Origin of the sequence: Blastochloris tepida (genome assembly GCF_003966715.1) — a bacterium.
GTDB lineage: Bacteria > Pseudomonadota > Alphaproteobacteria > Rhizobiales > Xanthobacteraceae > Blastochloris > Blastochloris tepida.
Genome location: NZ_AP018907.1, coordinates 1515242 through 1532518, shown reverse-complemented (window position 1 = coordinate 1532518; position 17277 = coordinate 1515242). Strand labels below are relative to the sequence as shown.

Sequence of the window (17277 nt, the reverse complement as noted above, 5' to 3'; positions counted from 1 at the left end):
GATACGGAGACCCGAGGACGAGGATGACACAGCAGCCGATCCCGGTTTCGCCCGAAACGCTTCATCTGGCAGCGCCCGGCCTGCCACGCGCGGCGCGCTTGGCGCTGTCGCTCGCCGCCCGGCTCCGGCACGGCACGCTCACCGTCCAGCTTCCGGATGGCCGCAGCCTGATGCTCGGCGGCGCCGAACCCGGGCCGAATGCGGTGATGATCGTCAAGGATTTCGCCTTCGCCCGGCGGCTGATCGTCTCCGGCGATCTCGGCATCGCCGAGGCCTATCTGCGCGGCGAGTGGGAGAGCCCGGACCTGACGCAGTTCCTGCACCTGTTCTGCAGCAACCAGGATCTGACCCAGGCCATGCTCGCTACCCAGCCGCTGGTGCGGCTGTGGCAGAATTTCCGCCACTGGCTGAACCGAAACACCCGCCGGCAGGCCAGGAGGAACATCGAGGCCCATTACGACCTCGGCAACGCCTTCTATGCGGCGTGGCTCGACCCCTCGATGACCTATTCGGCGGCGCTGTTCGAGGGTGGCATCAACGACCTAGAGAGCGCCCAGCGCGCCAAGTACCGCCAGCTCGCCGACGAGCTGGCGCTGGCCCCCGGCCACACCGTGCTGGAGATCGGCTGCGGCTGGGGCGGTTTCGCCGAATACGCCGCGGCCGAGCGCGGCTGCAAGGTGGTGGGCCTCACCATCTCGCGCGAGCAGTTCGACTATGCCACCGCCCGCATCGCCAAAGCTGGCCTGTCCGACCGTGTCGAGATCCGCTACCGCGACTATCGCGACGAGCACGGCCTTTACGACCGTGTCGTCTCCATTGAGATGATCGAGGCGGTGGGCGAGAGCTTCTGGCCGACCTATTTCCGCAAGCTGCGCGAGCGCCTGCTGCCCGGCGGGCTTGCCGGCATCCAGAGCATCACCATCCAGGACCGGGTGTTCGACGCCTACCGCCGCGAGCTCGATTTCATCCGCCGCTATATCTTCCCCGGCGGCATGCTGCCGCCGCCCTCGATCCTGCGGGAGCTCGGTGCCGGCATGGGCCTGCCTTTGGTGAAGGAGCGCGAGTTCGGCCTCGACTACGCCACCACCCTCGTCCACTGGCGCGACCGCTTCCGCGCCGCTTGGCCGCATCTGGCGCCGATGGGCTTCGACGAACGCTTCCGCCGCCTGTGGGAGTACTACCTCGCTTATTGCGAGGCCGGCTTCCGCTCGCGCAACATCGATGTGCGCCAGATGATCTTCGCGCGGGCGGGATGAACGGTGGCGAGCCGGTCGCGGCCAAAATCAAACAAACGATCGAGCCGACCTTTGGCCAGATCCTCGCCTACGCCGCGCCGGCCCTGCCGCTGGCGGCGCTGGCGCTGCCCTTCTACGTGTTGGTGCCGGAATTCTATGCCCGCAGCGTCGGCCTGCCGATCGCCACCGTCGGCGCGGTGCTGCTGGCGGTGCGCGTCTTCGATGCCGTCACCGACCCGCTGATCGGGCTCCTTGCCGACCGTACCCGCGTACGTTTCGGCCGGCGGCGCATCTGGGTGGCGGTCGCGGCACCGGTCACCGCCGGCGCGGCCGCCATGGTGTTCCTGCCGCCGGACGGTGCCGGCGCTCTCCATCTTCTCCTGTGGGCTGGGCTGATGTCGGTGGCCTGGACGGCGCTGGCCGTGCCCTATTTCGCCTGGGGCGCCGAACTCTCCACCTCCTATGCCGGTCGCAGCCGGGTGGTCGCCGCTCGCGAGACGCTGACCGTCCTCGGCACCGTCGTGGCGCTGCTTGCCCAGGCGGCAATCCCCGCTCTGTGGGGCGGCGGACAGGCGAGCGCGTTGGCGGGGCTCGCGCTGCTGGTCGGGCTGATGCTTCCGGCCGCGGCGGCATTGGCGGTGGGTGCCGCACCTGAGCCCGCCGACCGCTCGGTGAGCCGGCTCGATTTGCGCGAGGGCTCAGCGCAGATGCTCGCCAACCGGCCGTTCCGGCGGCTCCTGGCGGCGTTCTTCCTCAACGGCCTCGCCAATGGTTTTCCGGCGACGCTGTTCCTGTTCTATGTCGGCGACCGGCTCGGCGCCTCCGCCTATGCCGGCCCGCTGCTGCTGGTCTATTTCCTGTGCGGGGTGGCCGGGGTGCCGGCGTGGCTCGCTCTGGCGCAGCGCACGTCGAAGCACCGCGCGTGGTCGCTGGCCATGCTGATCGCCTGCGCGGCGTTCGTGACGGCGGCGTTCCTCGGCCCCGGCGACGCCGGACTCTTTCTCGTAGTGTGCGTGATCACCGGCCTGACGCTCGGGGCCGACCTGATACTGCCGGGCGCCATCCAGGCCGACGTGATCGATGTCGACACCGCAGCGACCGGCGAGCAGCGCTCGGGCCTCTATCTCGCGGTCTGGAGCCTCGCCACCAAGGCGGCGCTGGCTGCCGCCGTCGGCATCGCCTTTCCGGTCCTGTCGTGGGCAGGCTTCGATCCGGCGCAAGGTGCTGCAAGCGAGCGGGGCCTGATCGCCCTGGCGATGCTCTATGCGGCGGTGCCGGTGGCGCTCAAGCTTGCCGCTATCGCGCTGATGTGGCGCTTTCCGCTCGACGCCGCCGAACAGGCCCGGCTGCGCGCCGCGATCGAGCGGCGGCAGGCAGGCTGACCGACCTACATGACAGGCTTGTTCCAGCCGGTGGCGCGCGCCACCAGCGGGAAATAGAGCCGGTACGGCAAGAGATTGATGGCTTTCAGGATGAAGGCGAAGCGGCGGGGAAAGGCGATCTCGAAGCGGTTCGTCTCCAGCCCATCGGCGATGCGGCGGGCAGCCTCCTCGGCCGGGATGATGAACGGCATCGGGAACGGATTGACCTCGGTCGCCGGGGTTTCGACGAAACCGGGGCAGATGACCTGCACCGTCACGCCATGGCGGTCGCAATCGAACTTCAGGCTTTCGGCCATGTTGATCAGCGCCGCCTTGGTGGCGCCGTAAGCCGACGACGTCGGCAGGCCGCCATAGCCGGCCACTGACGCCACAAACGCGATGCGCCCACGCTTCCGCGCCATCATTCGCGGCAGGATTGGCGCCAGCGCCTTCACCGTGCCGCCGAGATTCACCGCAAAGGAGGTCTCGAATTTGGCAAGGTCGAACTCCTCCGCCCGCACCGGCAGATAGAGCCCTGCATTGAGAATGGCGGTGTCGATCGGACCGTCCTCGGCCTCGACGCGCGCCACTAGCAATTCCAGCGCATCGGCGTCTGTGACGTCGGCCGGCTCGGCGCGGATAGAGCCCTTGAGGCCCGATGCTGCGCCCGAAAGCTCGGCCAAAGCTTCGGCCCGGCGGGCGGTCGCCACCACGGCGGCCCCGCGGCGGGCCATCTCCAGCGCCAGCGCCCGCCCGATTCCCGAGCTGGCACCGGTGATCCAAACGCGCTGGGCGCTCATGTCGAGACGCTCAGCCCTGGCCGGCGAGGCGCTGGAAGATGCGGCCGAGCAAGCCGGTCAGCCTGACATGGCCTTCCTCGACGACGAAGCAGATGCAGTCCTCGCCATGGTCGTCGGCCACCGGCTTGTGGTCGGTCGACTCGTCGGCGACCGCGACATCGCCCCGCTCATAGTGGCCGTTGATGTCGACGAAGCCGCCCTTCAGCACCAGTACCGCCTCAAGCCCGGTGTGGGTGTGCGAGGGCATCGCCTGACCCGCCCGGATCCACAGCAGGCTGGCCTCGCCCTCCTTGCTGTCGAGATGGCACTCCTTCAGGCCCGGCAGCCTGGACTTCCAGGCGATCTCGTTGAATGGACGGCCGATGAAGCGCCGCAGCGCCACCGGCAGCACCGGATCGGCCGGCGGACGCGGCCGGGCCCGGATGGGCTCGGCGGGCGCCTCGTCGGCAAAGATGGCGGCAAGACGGGCATCGCGGTCGGCAATGGCCACCGGCGGCGCCTCGTCGAGAAGCATCCCACCTACCGCCTCCAGATCATGCACGAAGCGACGGTTGTCCGGAGACAGTTCCAGATGCGCTTCGATCAATACGGACATTGGGCTCCGCAGCGCCCCGGCTGCGTAATCGGCCAACAAGGCATCGACTGCGGCCGCCCCGGCGTGGCTCGCATAGGTCATGTTCGACGTCACCTCGGCTGCGTTGACGACAATGTTACGGTCGAGGTGCCTGTCCGGATCACATCGGCCGACACCCTATCTGCGGCGGCCTGTCTTGCCAGCGCCCGGATGCTTCGCTACCCCGGATCACCCCCCGGTCATGATCCCTCCCGGAGAACACCCATGCCGTCCCGCAGCCGCTGGCTTGTCTCGACCGAATGGCTCGCCGCCCATCTCGGCGCCCCCGACGTGGTGGTGGTCGAGGGCACCTATCAGCTTCCGACGACCGGCCGCAATGCGGAGGCGGAATATCTCGCCGGCCATATCCCGCATGCGGTGCGCTTCGACATCGACAAGATCAAGGATCCGGCCTCGCCCTACCCGCACATGATCCCGTCGCCGGACCTGTTCGGCACCGAGGTCGGCAAGCTCGGCATCGGCAGCGGCCAGACCATCGTGGTCTACGACGCCTTCGGGATGTTCTCGGCGCCGCGCGTGTGGTGGACCTTCCGCATCATGGGCGCCCGCGACGTGTTCATCCTCGACGGCGGACTGCCGAAATGGACGGCCGAGGGCCGCCCGCTCGAGAGCGGTCCGGTGACCCGCTCGCCCCACACCTTCCATGCCCGCCTCGATCACAGCGCGGTGGCGTCGGCCGAGGACGTGCTGTCGGCGCTCACGACGGGCTCCGCCCAGGTGGTCGATGCGCGCGGACCCGCCCGCTTCTTCGGCGAGATGCCGGAGCCGCGCCCCGGCATGCGGGCCGGCCACATGCCGGGCGCCCGGAACCTTCCGTTCGACACGCTGGTCTCCGAAGGCCGGCTGGTCGACGAGGAGGCCATCCGCGCGGCCTTCACTGCCGCTGGCGTCGATCTCGACCGCCCGATCATCACCTCCTGCGGCTCGGGCGTGACGGCGGCGGTGCTGACTCTGGCGCTCGACTCGATCGGCAAGAGCGCACGCCTCTATGACGGCTCTTGGGCTGAGTGGGGCTTGAGGCCCGAGCTGCCGGTGACCACGGCGGCGTGAGTGTCGACCTTGAGCTAGACCTTCGTCGAAAGTCGTTGTTCCCAAAGGTAAATTTAGATCCGACGACTCTGAACTCCGGCCCCCGTGGGCCGGAGTTTCGTGTAAGAAGGCTCCGTTCCCGTCATCGCCCTCCCGTCGTTCCTGCGTGAGCCGAGCCAGATGCCCAACGTTCCGCCGCGTCCGATCCGCCGCCTCCTCGTCGCCAACCGCTCCGAGATCGCCATCCGCGTGTTCCGCGCCGCGACCGAGCTCGGCATCCGCACGGTGGCGATCTATGCGGAGGAGGACAAGCTCTCGCTCCACCGCTTCAAGGCCGACGAGGCCTACGAGGTCGGCAAGGCGCGGCCGGGCCGTGAGAAGCTCGGCCCGATCGCAGCCTATCTCTCGATCGACGAGGTGATCCGGGTCGCCAAGGACGCGCAGGTCGACGCCATCCACCCCGGCTACGGGTTCCTGTCGGAAAACCCCGACTTTGCCGAGGCTTGTGCCGAGGCCGGCATCATCTTCATCGGGCCTTCCCCCGACACCATGCGCACGCTCGGCAACAAGGTGGCGGCGCGCAACCTCGCGATTTCCGTCGGCGTGCCGGTGATGCCGGCCACCGACCCGCTGCCGGACGACCCGGCCGAGATCGAAAGGCTTGCCGCCGCAATCGGTTACCCGGTGATGCTAAAGGCCTCCTGGGGCGGCGGCGGCCGCGGCATGCGGCCGATCGAAGGTCCGCAGGGCCTGATCGACACCGTCACCACCGCCCGGCGCGAGGCCAAGGCGGCGTTCGGCAAGGACGAGGTCTATCTGGAGAAGCTGGTACGCCGCGCCCGCCACGTCGAGGTGCAGCTCCTGGGCGACCGCCACGGCAACCTCGTCCATCTGTTCGAGCGCGACTGCACCATCCAGCGCCGCCATCAGAAGGTCGTGGAGCGCGCTCCGGCGCCGTATCTCGACGCTGCGGCGCGCGAAGCGTTCGCTGCAGCGGCGCTGAAGATCGGCCGCGCCACCGATTATGTCGGCGCCGGAACGGTCGAGTTCCTGATGGATGCCGACACCGGCGCCTTCTACTTCATCGAAGTCAATCCGCGCGTCCAGGTCGAGCACACCGTGACCGAGGTGGTCACCGGGCTCGACATCGTGAAGGCGCAGATCCGCATCGCCCAGGGCGGCCGGCTCGGCGAAATTGCCGAGACCGGGATTCCGGCGCAACACGATATCCGGCTCGATGGCCACGCCATGCAGTGCCGCATCACCACCGAGAATCCGGAGAATAACTTCATTCCGGACTACGGGCGCATCACCGCCTATCGCGGCGCCTTCGGCTTCGGCATCCGCGTCGATGGCGGCACCGCGTATTCCGGCGCGGTGGTGACGCCGTTCTACGACCCGATGCTGGAAAAGGTCACCGCCTGGGCGCCGTCGCCGGACGAGACCATCTTTCGCATGGAGCGGGCGCTGCGCGAATACCGCATCCGCGGCGTCGCCACCAATCTGGCCTTCCTGGAATCGCTGCTGAACCACCCGCGCTTCCGCAATGGCAGCTACACCACCCGCTTCATCGACGAGACGCCGGAACTGTTCCAGGTCGCCAAGCCGCGCGACCGCGCCACCAAGCTGCTCGGCTACATCGCCGACGTCACCATCAACGGCCACCCCGAGGTCAAGGGCCGCGCCAAGCCGCCGGCCACCGCCCGCGAGCCGGTGGTGCCGGTGTTCGGCCCCGCGCGCGAGGCCCCCGACGGCACCAAGCAGCTGCTCGACCAGCTCGGCCCCAAGCGCTTCGCCCAATGGATGAAGGCCGAGAAGCGGGTGCTGGTCACCGACACCACCATGCGCGACGCCCACCAGTCGCTGATCGCGACGCGCATGCGCTCGTTCGACATCATCGCCGCCGCCGAGGCCTATTCGACCGCGCTGCCGCAGCTGTTCTCGCTGGAGTGCTGGGGCGGCGCGACGTTCGACGTCGCCATGCGCTTCCTCAACGAGGACCCGTGGGAGCGCCTCGCCACCCTGCGCGAGCGGGTGCCGAACCTGCTGCTGCAGATGCTGCTGCGCGGCGCCAACGGCGTCGGCTACACCAACTATCCGGACAATGTGGTGAAGTTCTTCGTCCGGCAGGCGGCGGCCGGCGGCATCGACGTCTTCCGCGTGTTCGACTGCCTGAACTGGGTCGAGAACATGCGCGTCGCCATCGACGCGGTGGGCGAGACCGGACGGCTGGCGGAAGGCGCCATCTGCTACACCGGCGACATTCTCGATCCCGACCGCGCCAAGTTCTCGCTCAACTACTATGTCGATCTCGCCAAGCAGCTGGAGAAGGCCGGCTGCCACATCCTCGGCATCAAGGACATGGCGGGGCTGCTCAAGCCCGCCGCCGCCCGCGTGCTGGTGAAGGCGCTGAAGGAGGAGGTCGGCCTGCCGATCCACCTCCACACCCATGATACCTCGGGAATTTCGGGCGCCTCGGTGCTGGCGGCGATCGACGCCGGCGCCGATGCGGTGGATGCCGCGATGGACGCCATGAGCGGCCTCACCTCGCAGCCCTGCCTCGGCTCGATCGTCCAGGCCTTGGAGCACACCGAGCGCGACACCGGGCTCGATCACGACGTCATCCGCCATCTCAGCTTCTATTGGGAGGCGGTGCGCGACCAGTACGCCGCGTTCGAGAGCGACCTCAAGGCCGGCGCCTCGGAAGTGTACCTGCACGAGATGCCGGGCGGCCAGTTCACCAATCTCAAGGAGCAGGCGCGCGCGCTCGGCCTCGACACCCGCTGGCACGACGTGGCGAGGGCCTATCGCGACGCCAACGATTTGTTTGGCGACATCGTCAAGGTGACGCCGTCGTCGAAGGTGGTCGGCGACATGGCGCTGATCATGGTGTCGCAGGGCATCACCCCGGCCGACGTGCTCGATCCGGCGAAGGACATCGCGTTCCCCGCCTCGGTGGTCGAGATGCTGCACGGTGATCTCGGCCAGCCCCCCGGCGGCTGGCCCGAAGCGCTGGTGAAAAAGGCGCTCAAGGGCAAGGAAGCCTCGACCGCGCGGCCGGGATCGCTGCTCGCCGACACGGATTTGGAGGCCCAGCGCGCCGAGGTCGCCAAGCTGACCGAGGAGGCGGCGAACGACTTCGACCTCGCCTCCTTCCTGATGTACCCCAAGGTCTATGGCGACTTCGTGCGCGCGGTGCGGAAATACGGGCCGGTCTCGACGCTGCCGACCCCGGTCTATTTCTACGGCATGACGCTCGGCGACGAGATCACGGTGGAGATCGAGCGCGGCAAGGCGCTGGTGATCTCGCTGCAGGCCATTGGTGAAACGGACGAGGACGGCCAGGTCGAGGTGTTCTTCGAGCTCAACGGCCAGCCGCGCTTCGTCAAGGTCCCGAACCGCGTCGTCGCCGCGCAGCTCCCCGCCCGCCGCAAGGCCGAGGACGGCAACGACGCCCACGTCGCCGCCCCCCTGCCCGGCTCGGTGGCGGCGCTGGCGGTGAAGCCCGGCATGACGGTGAAGGCCGGCGACGTGCTGATGACCATCGAGGCGATGAAGATGGAAACCGCGCTGCACTCGCCGCGCGCCGGCACCATCAAGGAGGTGCTGGTGCATCCCGGCAGCCCGGTGGACGCCAAGGATCTGCTGGTGGTGTTCGAGGGGTAGAGACCGGATGCCTCATCGCGGCTCTCGCTTCGCGTAGCCGCGATGAGGCGAACTTGTAGGGTGGAATAGCGTCAGCGTATTCCGCCATTCCCGTTGCCGGCCGCGGCGCAATACGCTTCGCTATTGCGCCCTACGCGAGTATCGCAAGCCGTTCCATTCACCGCAGCACCTGCGCCAGGAACGCCCGTGTGCGCGCGTGCTGCGGCGTGCCGAAGAACGCGTCGGGCGGCGCCGCCTCGAGGATCTGGCCCGAATCCATGAACACCACGCGGTCGGCGACCTCGCGCGCGAAGCCCATCTCGTGGCTGACCACCAGCATGGTCATGCCGTCGCGCGCGAGCTGCACCATGGTGTCGAGCACCTCCTTCACCATCTCGGGGTCGAGCGCCGAGGTCGGCTCGTCGAACAGCATGATGCGCGGGTTCATGCACAGCGCGCGGGCGATGGCGACGCGCTGCTGCTGGCCGCCGGACAATTGGCCGGGATATTTCCCCGCCTGCTCGGGGATGCGCACGCGCTCCAGGTAATGCATGGCGACTGCCTCGGCCTCGCGCCTGGGCAGCTTGCGCACCCAGACCGGCGCCAGCGTGCAGTTCTCCAGCACCGTGAGGTGCGGAAACAGATTGAACTGCTGGAACACCATGCCGACCTCGCGCCGGATCTCGTCGACGCACCGCATGTCGTCGGTGAGTTCGATGCCATCGACGACGATGCGGCCACGCTCGAACGTCTCAAGGCGATTGATGCAGCGGATCAGCGTCGACTTGCCGGAGCCGGACGGTCCGCAGATCACGATCCGCTCGCCGCGCTTCACGGTGAAATCGATGCCGCGCAGCACGTGAAAGCCGCCGAACCATTTGTCGAGCCCTTCGATCTCGATGGCAATCGGGTGCCTGGTGGTCTCGATCTTCGGCGCCATTTGCATCCTCAACGTCCAGCCTTCAGCCGGCGCTCGATGAATTGCGCGTAGCGGCTCATGCCGAAGCAGAAGGCGAAATAGATTAGGCCGGCGAAGGCGAAGCCGGTATAGAGCGTCGAGGGCGACGCCCACGACGGATCGGCGAACGCCGCACGAAGCTGGCCCAGGAGATCGAAGATCGCGACGATCATCACCAGCGTGGTGTCCTTGAACAGGCCGATGAAGGTGTTGACGATGCCGGGAATGACGAGGCGCAGCGCCTGCGGCAGCACCACCAGCGCCATCGTCTGCCAGGGCCTGAGCCCGAGCGCGGTGGCGCCCTCATATTGCGCGCGCGGCACGCCCTGCAGCCCGCCGCGCACAACTTCCGCCATGTAGGCGGCGGCGAACACCGCCACGCCGATCAGCGCCCGCAGCAGATTGTCGATGCTCCACGAGCCCGGCAGGAACAGCGGCAGCATATAGGTGGCGAAGAACAGCACGGTGATCAGCGGCACGCCGCGCCAGAACTCGATGAAGGCGACCGAAAGCCAGCGCACCGCCGGCAGGTCGGAGCGGCGCCCCAGCGCCAGCAGGATGCCGAGCGGCAGCGACGCCACAATGCCGGTGACCGCCACCACCAGCGTCACCAGCAGGCCGCCCCAGGCGCGGGTTTCGACAACGGCAAGGCCGAACCAGCCGCCGACCAGCAGCACATAGGCGGCGACCGGAAACACCACGAAGAACAGCGCGGCATTGAGGCGCTTGAACGGCGCAGGCGGAATGAGCAGCGGCACCAGCAGCGCCAGGGCCGTGGCGAACACCAGATCGACGCGCCAGCGCTCGCCGGCCGGATAGAAGCCGTAGATCAGTTGGCCGAGCTTAGCGGTTATGAACGGCCAGCAGGCGCCGACCGGCCGCCCGACGGTCTCTCCAAGGCAGGCCTCGCGCCCCTCGCCGCTCCATACCGCGTCGATGAGAAGAAAGCGCACCAAGGGCGGCACGATCAGCCACAGCGCCGCGAGGCTCGCAAGCGTCAGCACCGTGCTGAGCGGGCCGGCGAACAGCCGCGTGCGCAGCCATCCGAACGGACCCGACACCGACACCGGCGGCGGCAGTGCCGGCTGAAGCTCCCTGCGGACGAAGACGTCGCGGCTCATGATCTATCGCCCGACCGGCGCAAGGCGCCGATTGTAGAGGTTCATCGCCAGCGCGGTGAGAAGGCTGATGGCGAGATAGACCGCCATGGTCATGGCGATGATCTCGATCGCCTGTCCCGTCTGGTTCAGCGTGGTGCCGGCGAACACCGCGACCAGATCGGGAAAGCCCACCGCCATCGCCAGCGAGGAGTTCTTGACGACGTTGAGATACTGGCTGGTCAGCGGCGGCACGATCACCCGCATCGCCTGCGGGATCACCACAAGCTGCAGCGTTCGCCCCGGCCGCAGGCCGAGCGAGGCGGCAGCCTCGCTCTGTCCGCGATCGACGGCCTGGATGCCGGCGCGCACGATCTCGGCGATGAAGCCGGCGGTGTAGAGCGCGAGCCCCGCCACCAGCGCCACGAATTCCGGCACCAGCCGGATGCCGCCGATGAAATTGAAGCCGCGCAATTCGGCCGGCGCCAGCGTCAGCGGCTGGCCGAGCAGGAGGAACACCGCCAGCGGCACGCCCACGATCAGCAGCGCCGACACCCTGCCGGCGGGAAAGCCGCGGCCGGTGCGGGCCTGGCGCGCCCGCGCCCATCTTGAGACGACGGCCGCGGCAACAACGGCCGCGCCGGCCGCCACGGCCACCCATTCGAGCCCGACGCCCGCCACCGGCTGCGGCAGGATCAGGCCGCGATTATTGAGGACGAGGCCGAACGGCCCCTCCAGGCTCTGGCGCGGCCCCGGCAGCACGCCGATCATCAGCAGGTACCAGAACAGGATCTGGAACAGCAGCGGCAGATTGCGGGTGATCTCGACATAGGCGCCGGCCAACCGTGCCAGCACCCAGGATGGCGACAGCCGGGCGATGCCGACGGCAAAGCCGATGACGGTGGCGAACAGGACGCCGAGTACCGAGACCAGCAGCGTGTTGGCGAGCCCGACCAGGAACACGCGGCCATAGGTGTCGGAGCGATTGTAGGCGATGAGGCTCTGCGACACGTCGAAGCCGGCGGTCTGCTGCAGGAAGCCGAAGCCGGAGGCGATGTGCTGGTCGGCGAGGTTCTGGCGGGCGGTGGCGATCAGGCTCCAGGCGAGGAGGACCACCGCGCCGACGAGTGCCGCCTGCAGCGCCGCGGCGCGGACCGCCGCCGGGGTCAGGCGAAACCGGCGACCGGGGGCGGAGTCCGATTCGTTGGTCATGTCGCCTTTCGTGGTAGCCGGAACGACGACGCGTCCTCTACCTTATCGGCGGCGCATACTGCAGGCCGCCCTTGGTCCACAGCGCGTTCTGGCCGCGGGCGATGCCGAGCGGCGAGTCCTTGCCGACATTGCGCTCGAACACCTCGCCATAATTGCCGACCCGCTTGACGATGCGCACCACCCAGTCCTTGGTCAGGCCAAGCTGCTCGCCGGCATTGCCCTCGGTGCCGAGCAGGCGCCGCACCTCGGGATTGGGCGATTTCAGCATGGTGTCGACCGTCGCCGCGGACACGCCGAGCTCCTCGGCGGTGATCATGGCGAAATGCGTCCAGCGCACGATGTCGGCCCACTGGGCGTCGCCATGGCGCACCGCCGGACCCAGCGGTTCCTTGGAGATGACCTCGGGCAGCACGACATGGTCGTCCGGATTGGCGAGCTTCAGCCGCTCGGCGGAGAGTCCGGCAATGTCGGTGGTGAAGGCGTCGCAGCGGCCGTTCTCGCCGGTGTCGTAGGTCTTGATCGCCTCGTCATTGGTGGCGAAGGCCACCATTTCGTAGGTCATGTTGTGGGCGTGGAAGTAGTCGGCGGCGTTGAGCTCGGTGGTGGTGCCGGTCTGGGTGCAGATCGAGGCGCCGGTCAATTCCAGCGCCGATGAGACCTTCAGCGACTTGCGCACCATGAAGCCCTGGCCGTCGTAGAAGGTGATGGCCGGGAAATCGAGCCCCAGCGCGGTGTCGCGCGACAGCGTCCAGGTCGAGTTGCGCGCCAGCACTTCGATGTCGCCCGATTGCAGCGCGGTGAAACGGTCCTTGGCCGACAGCGGCACGAAGGTCACCTTGGCGGGGTCGTTGAAGATCGCCGCCGCCAGCGCCCGGCAGAAATCGACATCGAGCCCGCTCCATTGGCCCTTGTCGTTGGGCGCGGAGAAGCCGGGCAGGCCCTGGCTGACACCACACAGGACATGGCCGCGGGCCTGCACCGTCTTCAGCGTCGCCTGGGCGGAGGCCGAAGACGCCGCGCCGCAGCAGGCGATCCCGAGCGCAAGAACAAGGGCAAGTCTATGCATGGTGGAAAGCCTTCCCAAAATGTCGATTTCCGGAGCAGGCGCCCCGAAGCTGGATCACCGGCATGGAGAATAGCGTGCTCTTCTCCGTCAAATCAGCCTGCACACGCCCGCCCTTCTGACATTGCCGCAGGCGGATCGCCAAGTGCCAGCCCTTTGCGATGGCCCTCGCCGTGGTCTAGAGCGTTATCCGATCTGACTGCATCAGATCGGACGCTCTAAGTTTTTGGTTTGTCGCATTTTCTTCCGCAAAACCGGTATCCACTTTTGCGGAAAATGCTCTAGATCTCTCGCTCGACCCTTCACCTCCGCTTGGCGCATGCGCCGCGTGCCGGTGGCATCTCAAACTGCGGCGGGGCCGGGGTCAAGGTTCCAGAGGCTTCTGAGGGTCGCTCGCGGCCACTCGTCCCCGATCTCTGCCAAGGACGCCGGACCATATGTCGCTTCCCTCCTCTCCCCGCCGCCGCCTCGCCACCGCCCTCGTCCATGCCGGCCGTGAGCCGGCCGAGCAGTTCGGCTTCGTCAACACGCCGATCTATCGCGGCTCGACGGTGCTCTATCCGACCGCCGACGACCTCTTGAACCGCCGCAGCCGCTACTCCTACGGCCGGCGCGGCACCCCCACCTCGGAGGCGCTGGAGAGCGCGCTGGCCGAGATCACCGGCGGCGCCGGCGTGGTGCTCACCCCGTCGGGCCTGTCGGCGGTGTCCGTCGCCCTGCTGTCGGTGGCCCGCGCCGGCGATCACATCCTGGTGGCCGACAATGTCTATGAGCCCACCCGCCATGTCTGCGACAGCGTGCTGACGCGGCTGGGCGTCGCGGTCACGTATTTCGATCCGCTTGTCGGCGCCGGCATCGCCGGGCTGATGCGGCCGAACACCCGCCTGATCTATGCCGAGGCGCCGGGCTCGCAGACCTTCGAGATGTGCGACATCCCCGCCTTCGTGGCGGCGGCGCACGAAGGCGGCGCGCTGGTGGGGATCGACAACACCTGGGCCACCGCGCTCGGCTTCGACGGCCACGGCTGCGGCGTCGACCTCGTGGTCGAGGCCGGCACCAAGTATCTCGGCGGCCATGCCGACGTGAATCTCGGTGTCGTGTCGGCCGCCCCCCCGGCCTGGAAGGCGCTCAAGGACACCCACGGCGCGCTCGGCCTGTGCGCGGCGGCCGAGGACATCTTCCTGTCGCTGCGCGGCCTGCGGACGCTGGCGCTGCGGCTTGAGCGCCATCAGGCCTCGGCGCTCACGGTCTGCGACTGGCTGGCCGGCCGGCCGGAGGTGTCGCGCATCCTCAATCCGATGCGGCCCACCGACCCCGGCCACGCGCTGTTCAAGCGCGACTACACGGGCGGCTGCGGCCTGTTCACCGTGGTGCTGAAGCCGGCGCCGAAGGCGGCGGTGGCGGCCTTCCTCGATGCGCTCGAACTGTTCGGCATGGGCTATTCGTGGGGCGGCTATGAGAGCCTGGTCATCCCGTTCGATGCCGCGCCCTACCGCACCGCCACGCGCTGGCAGCCCGAGGGGCCAACGCTGCGCTTCCATATCGGCCTGGACGATCCGGCGGACCTGATCGACGATCTGGCGCAGGGATTCGCCAAGATGGCCGCCACCTGAATCCGGAGGGCTTTCGATGATGCCGCGCCTCGCCACAGCCCTGCTCCTGGCCACGAGCCTCGCCGCCCTGCCGGGCGCGGCCGGCGCCAATGATTCGACAGCCGAACTCGGCATTGGCGGGCTGACGCTGACGATCACCGCCAATATCGAGATGCTGTCGGAAGATCTCTACATCTCGCCGGACGAGGTGCGCGTCGCCTACCGCTTCAAGAACCGGACCGACAAGGACATCGACACCATCGTCGCCTTCCCCATTCCCGAAATTCCGGGCGGCGAGGAGTTCTATTACTATCCGCTGCCGGTCGAGGATGCGGATAACTTCATCGGATTCACCGTCACGGTGGACGGCAAGCCGGTGACCCCGAAGGTGGAACAGCGCGCCACCGCCAACACTCTCGACCGCACCGAGCTTCTCGCCTCGCTGGGTATCCCGATCTTCCCGACCAAGGCCAAGGACGCGCTCGACCGGCTGCCCGACGACAGGAAGCGCGAGTTCGAGAAGCTCGGCCTCGCTTATCCGGAAGAGGATTACGAGACCAAGACCACCAGGCTGGTGCCGGCCTGGACCCTGCGCACCACCTTCTGGTGGGAGCAGACCTTCCCGGCCGGGCGCGAGGTGACGGTGTCGCACACCTATAGGCCGGTGGTCGGCGGCAGCGTCGGTTTGCGCTTCGACCCCAAGAACTCGCCTGCAGAATACGCCGAGTATGTCAAAAAATACTGCATGGACAAGGCGTTCCTCGACGCGGTGCAGAAGATGGACGCCGCCGCCAAAAAGCGCGACAGCCTCGCCAGCGAACACCGCCTTGCCTATGTGCTGACCACCGGCGGCCACTGGGCCGGCAATATCGGCTCGTTCCGGCTGGTGGTCGACAAGGGCCGGCCGGACGCGCTGGTCAGCTTCTGCGGCGACGGGGTGAAGAAGATCTCGCCCACCCAGTTCGAGATGAAGAAGACCGACTTCGTCCCCGAGAACGATCTCGAAATCCTGCTGGTGAAGACCGGCGAGTGAGAAACGGTCCCTACCCCGCGACCTCGTCCAGCCGCTTCGCGCGGCGGTAGCGGCGATAGAGAATCACGCCGATCGCGCCTGAGACGATGAACAGCCCGGCCGAGACGGCGATGCGCAGCTCCGCATCGAGCTGCACGCCGGAGCCGGCGAGCGCGAACACCACCGTCTGCGGCACATAGCCCAGCGCCGAGCCGGCGACGAACGGCGTCATCCGCACGCTCGACACCCCGGCGGCGAGATTGGTGACGAGGTTGCTGCCGACCGGCAGCAGCCGCAGCAGCAGCGTCATCGAAAACGTGTTGCCGTGCAGCACGCGGTCGATGGCGGCGATGCGGCGGGGAAACCGGTGCTGGACGATCGCCCGGCCGAGCAGCCGGGCATAGCCGAAGGCCAGCACGCAGCCGCCCACCGAGGCGAGCAGCGCCAGCGCCGTGCCGAGCGTGACGTCGAATGCGTAGCCGGCTAAAAAGCAGATGAGCTGGCGCGGCAGCCCGACGGCGGTGAACAGCGCGCCGACCGCGACGAAGATCGCCTCGCCCGAAATGCCCTGGCCCTTCACCTGGGCGTCGATCCAGCTGGTGCTGACGGCATCCGACAGGCCGGTCTCCTTCATCGCATAGCCGAGCACGACGAGGGAGACGATCAGCACCAGCCCGCGCGTCATCAGCTTGAGGTCGGTGCGGGCGCGGATGTCGACGGGCGCGGTCACGGCCTAGAGCTCCGCGACCTCGGGCACCCGGCGGCGGCGGCGGATCAGCCACCACACGCCATAGAGATCGAGGATGCCGACCCACAGCCGGTCCCACAGGCCGTAATTCGAGGTGCCGGCCCGCCGCGGCCGGTCGACCACGTCGAGCAGCGCCACCTCGAACCCCTCGCGCCGCACCAAGGCCGGCATGAAGCGGTGCAGCGCATCGAAATACGGCAGGGCCAGAAACACCTCGCGCCGGAACGCCTTGAGCCCGCAGCCGGTGTCGCGCGTGCCGTCCCGCAGCACCCGGCCGCGCACGGCGTTGGCGATTCGCGACTGCAGCTTCTTGAAGCCGGTATCCTTGCGCCCCAGCCGCTGGCCGGCGACCAGGCCGACATTCGGCCCGGCGGCCGCCAGGGCATCGACCAGCCCGGGCAGGAAGGCCGGGTCGTTCTGGCCGTCGCCGTCGAGCGTCGCCACCACCGGGGCTGCCGCCGCCCGCACGCCGGTGCGGATCGCCGCCGACTGGCCGCAGGAGACGGCGTGGCGCAGCGGCCGCAGCCAGGGATAGGTGCGCTTCAGATCGGCCAGCACAAGCGGTGTGGCGTCCGAAGAGCCGTCGTCGATCACGATGGCCTCGAACGGGCCGCGGCCGGCCATGGCGGCGGCGATCTCATCGATCAGCGGGGCAAGATTGCCCGCCTCATTGCGCGCCGGCACCACCACGGACACCAGCGGAGCTTGTTCGGCCACGGGCGCATCACTTCGGCTGGCGCGGATCCGGCGCGGACGGCGGACCCCTGCGCGGAGGACGGGCCGGCGCACGCGCGCCGGGGGCGCCTAACGGCACCGGCGATTTCGCGCCCTTGTGGCAGGGCCGCGCCCGGCCGGCAAGTCCCCCCAGCGTCAAGCCCCCCAGCGTCAGGT

Annotated in this window: 14 protein-coding genes; 6 read left to right on the top strand and 8 right to left on the bottom strand. The window is 68.4% G+C overall.

Features of this window, described 5'->3' with window-relative positions:
• Window positions 1-23 precede the first annotated feature (23 nt).
• On the top strand, window positions 24-1256 hold the full coding sequence (locus BLTE_RS07100; RefSeq protein ID WP_126398852.1) for an SAM-dependent methyltransferase: 1233 nt from the start codon (window positions 24-26) through the stop codon (window positions 1254-1256).
• A complete protein-coding gene (locus tag BLTE_RS07095; protein ID WP_126398850.1) occupies window positions 1253-2617 on the top strand; it encodes an MFS transporter in 1365 nt (454 codons plus the stop codon). The genes BLTE_RS07100 and BLTE_RS07095 overlap by 4 nt, the downstream gene beginning before the upstream one ends.
• A 5-nt stretch (window positions 2618-2622) precedes the next feature.
• Here the strand turns inward: BLTE_RS07095 and BLTE_RS07090 are convergent, their stop codons facing one another.
• Together BLTE_RS07090 and BLTE_RS07085 are read right to left on the bottom strand one after the other, a co-directional pair.
• Window positions 2623-3396 (bottom strand): SDR family NAD(P)-dependent oxidoreductase, encoded by a 774-nt coding sequence (locus tag BLTE_RS07090; protein ID WP_126398848.1) that lies wholly within the window; start codon window positions 3394-3396, stop codon window positions 2623-2625.
• A gap of 10 nt (window positions 3397-3406) precedes the next feature.
• Window positions 3407-3991 (bottom strand): ChrR family anti-sigma-E factor, encoded by a 585-nt coding sequence (locus BLTE_RS07085; protein WP_244600200.1) that lies wholly within the window; start codon window positions 3989-3991, stop codon window positions 3407-3409.
• Window positions 3992-4234: 243 nt separating this feature from the next.
• Between BLTE_RS07085 and sseA the strand changes: the two genes are divergently transcribed.
• Complete coding sequence (gene sseA, locus BLTE_RS07080; protein WP_126398844.1) at window positions 4235-5080, top strand: 3-mercaptopyruvate sulfurtransferase; 846 nt, start codon at window positions 4235-4237, stop codon at window positions 5078-5080.
• Window positions 5081-5239: 159 nt separating this feature from the next.
• On the top strand, window positions 5240-8725 hold the full coding sequence (gene pyc, locus BLTE_RS07075; protein WP_126398842.1) for a pyruvate carboxylase: 3486 nt from the start codon (window positions 5240-5242) through the stop codon (window positions 8723-8725).
• Between the two features lie 157 nt (window positions 8726-8882).
• Here the strand turns inward: pyc and BLTE_RS07070 are convergent, their stop codons facing one another.
• Genes BLTE_RS07070 through BLTE_RS07055 form a run of 4 tightly spaced genes read right to left on the bottom strand, consistent with a single transcriptional unit; the run spans window position 8883 to window position 13037 of the window.
• Complete coding sequence (locus BLTE_RS07070) at window positions 8883-9650, bottom strand: amino acid ABC transporter ATP-binding protein (RefSeq protein WP_126398840.1); 768 nt, start codon at window positions 9648-9650, stop codon at window positions 8883-8885.
• A gap of 2 nt (window positions 9651-9652) precedes the next feature.
• A complete protein-coding gene (locus BLTE_RS07065) occupies window positions 9653-10783 on the bottom strand; it encodes an amino acid ABC transporter permease (protein WP_126398838.1) in 1131 nt (376 codons plus the stop codon).
• A 3-nt stretch (window positions 10784-10786) separates the two neighbouring features.
• Window positions 10787-11971 carry an amino acid ABC transporter permease gene (locus BLTE_RS07060; RefSeq protein WP_126398836.1) on the bottom strand — a complete coding sequence of 395 codons (1185 nt, stop codon included), beginning with the start codon at window positions 11969-11971 and terminating at the stop codon, window positions 10787-10789.
• Between the two features lie 37 nt (window positions 11972-12008).
• Entirely contained in the window at window positions 12009-13037 is a 1029-nt protein-coding gene (locus tag BLTE_RS07055) for an amino acid ABC transporter substrate-binding protein (RefSeq protein ID WP_126398834.1), read from the bottom strand.
• Window positions 13038-13471: 434 nt separating this feature from the next.
• On the opposite strand from BLTE_RS07055, the gene metC reads away from it, so the two are divergent.
• Window positions 13472-14647: a cystathionine beta-lyase gene (gene metC / locus BLTE_RS07050; protein ID WP_126398832.1), complete on the top strand. Its 1176-nt coding sequence runs from the start codon at window positions 13472-13474 to the stop codon at window positions 14645-14647.
• A 16-nt stretch (window positions 14648-14663) separates the two neighbouring features.
• The gene (locus BLTE_RS07045; protein WP_126398830.1) at window positions 14664-15659 is read left to right on the top strand and encodes a DUF4424 domain-containing protein; all 996 of its coding nucleotides are present in this window, start codon (window positions 14664-14666) and stop codon (window positions 15657-15659) included.
• Window positions 15660-15669: 10 nt separating this feature from the next.
• Here BLTE_RS07045 and BLTE_RS07040 read toward each other — a convergent pair whose 3' ends face one another.
• Window positions 15670-16368 (bottom strand): TVP38/TMEM64 family protein, encoded by a 699-nt coding sequence (locus BLTE_RS07040; RefSeq protein WP_197723276.1) that lies wholly within the window; start codon window positions 16366-16368, stop codon window positions 15670-15672.
• Window positions 16369-16371: 3 nt separating this feature from the next.
• On the bottom strand, window positions 16372-17103 hold the full coding sequence (locus tag BLTE_RS07035) for a glycosyltransferase family 2 protein (RefSeq protein ID WP_126398828.1): 732 nt from the start codon (window positions 17101-17103) through the stop codon (window positions 16372-16374).
• Window positions 17104-17277 lie beyond the last annotated feature (174 nt).

Coding starts and splice junctions, on each gene's coding strand:
- BLTE_RS07090 (WP_126398848.1), bottom strand. CDS start 3,396: ATGAGCGCCCAGCGCGTTTGGATCACCGGTGCCAGCTCGGGAATCGGG.
- BLTE_RS07085 (WP_244600200.1), bottom strand. CDS start 3,991: ATGTCCGTATTGATCGAAGCGCATCTGGAACTGTCTCCGGACAACCGT.
- BLTE_RS07070 (WP_126398840.1), bottom strand. CDS start 9,650: ATGCAAATGGCGCCGAAGATCGAGACCACCAGGCACCCGATTGCCATC.
- BLTE_RS07065 (WP_126398838.1), bottom strand. CDS start 10,783: ATGAGCCGCGACGTCTTCGTCCGCAGGGAGCTTCAGCCGGCACTGCCG.
- BLTE_RS07100 (WP_126398852.1), top strand. CDS start 24: ATGACACAGCAGCCGATCCCGGTTTCGCCCGAAACGCTTCATCTGGCA.
- BLTE_RS07055 (WP_126398834.1), bottom strand. CDS start 13,037: ATGCATAGACTTGCCCTTGTTCTTGCGCTCGGGATCGCCTGCTGCGGC.
- metC (WP_126398832.1), top strand. CDS start 13,472: ATGTCGCTTCCCTCCTCTCCCCGCCGCCGCCTCGCCACCGCCCTCGTC.
- BLTE_RS07045 (WP_126398830.1), top strand. CDS start 14,664: ATGATGCCGCGCCTCGCCACAGCCCTGCTCCTGGCCACGAGCCTCGCC.
- BLTE_RS07095 (WP_126398850.1), top strand. CDS start 1,253: ATGAACGGTGGCGAGCCGGTCGCGGCCAAAATCAAACAAACGATCGAG.
- sseA (WP_126398844.1), top strand. CDS start 4,235: ATGCCGTCCCGCAGCCGCTGGCTTGTCTCGACCGAATGGCTCGCCGCC.
- pyc (WP_126398842.1), top strand. CDS start 5,240: ATGCCCAACGTTCCGCCGCGTCCGATCCGCCGCCTCCTCGTCGCCAAC.
- BLTE_RS07060 (WP_126398836.1), bottom strand. CDS start 11,971: ATGACCAACGAATCGGACTCCGCCCCCGGTCGCCGGTTTCGCCTGACC.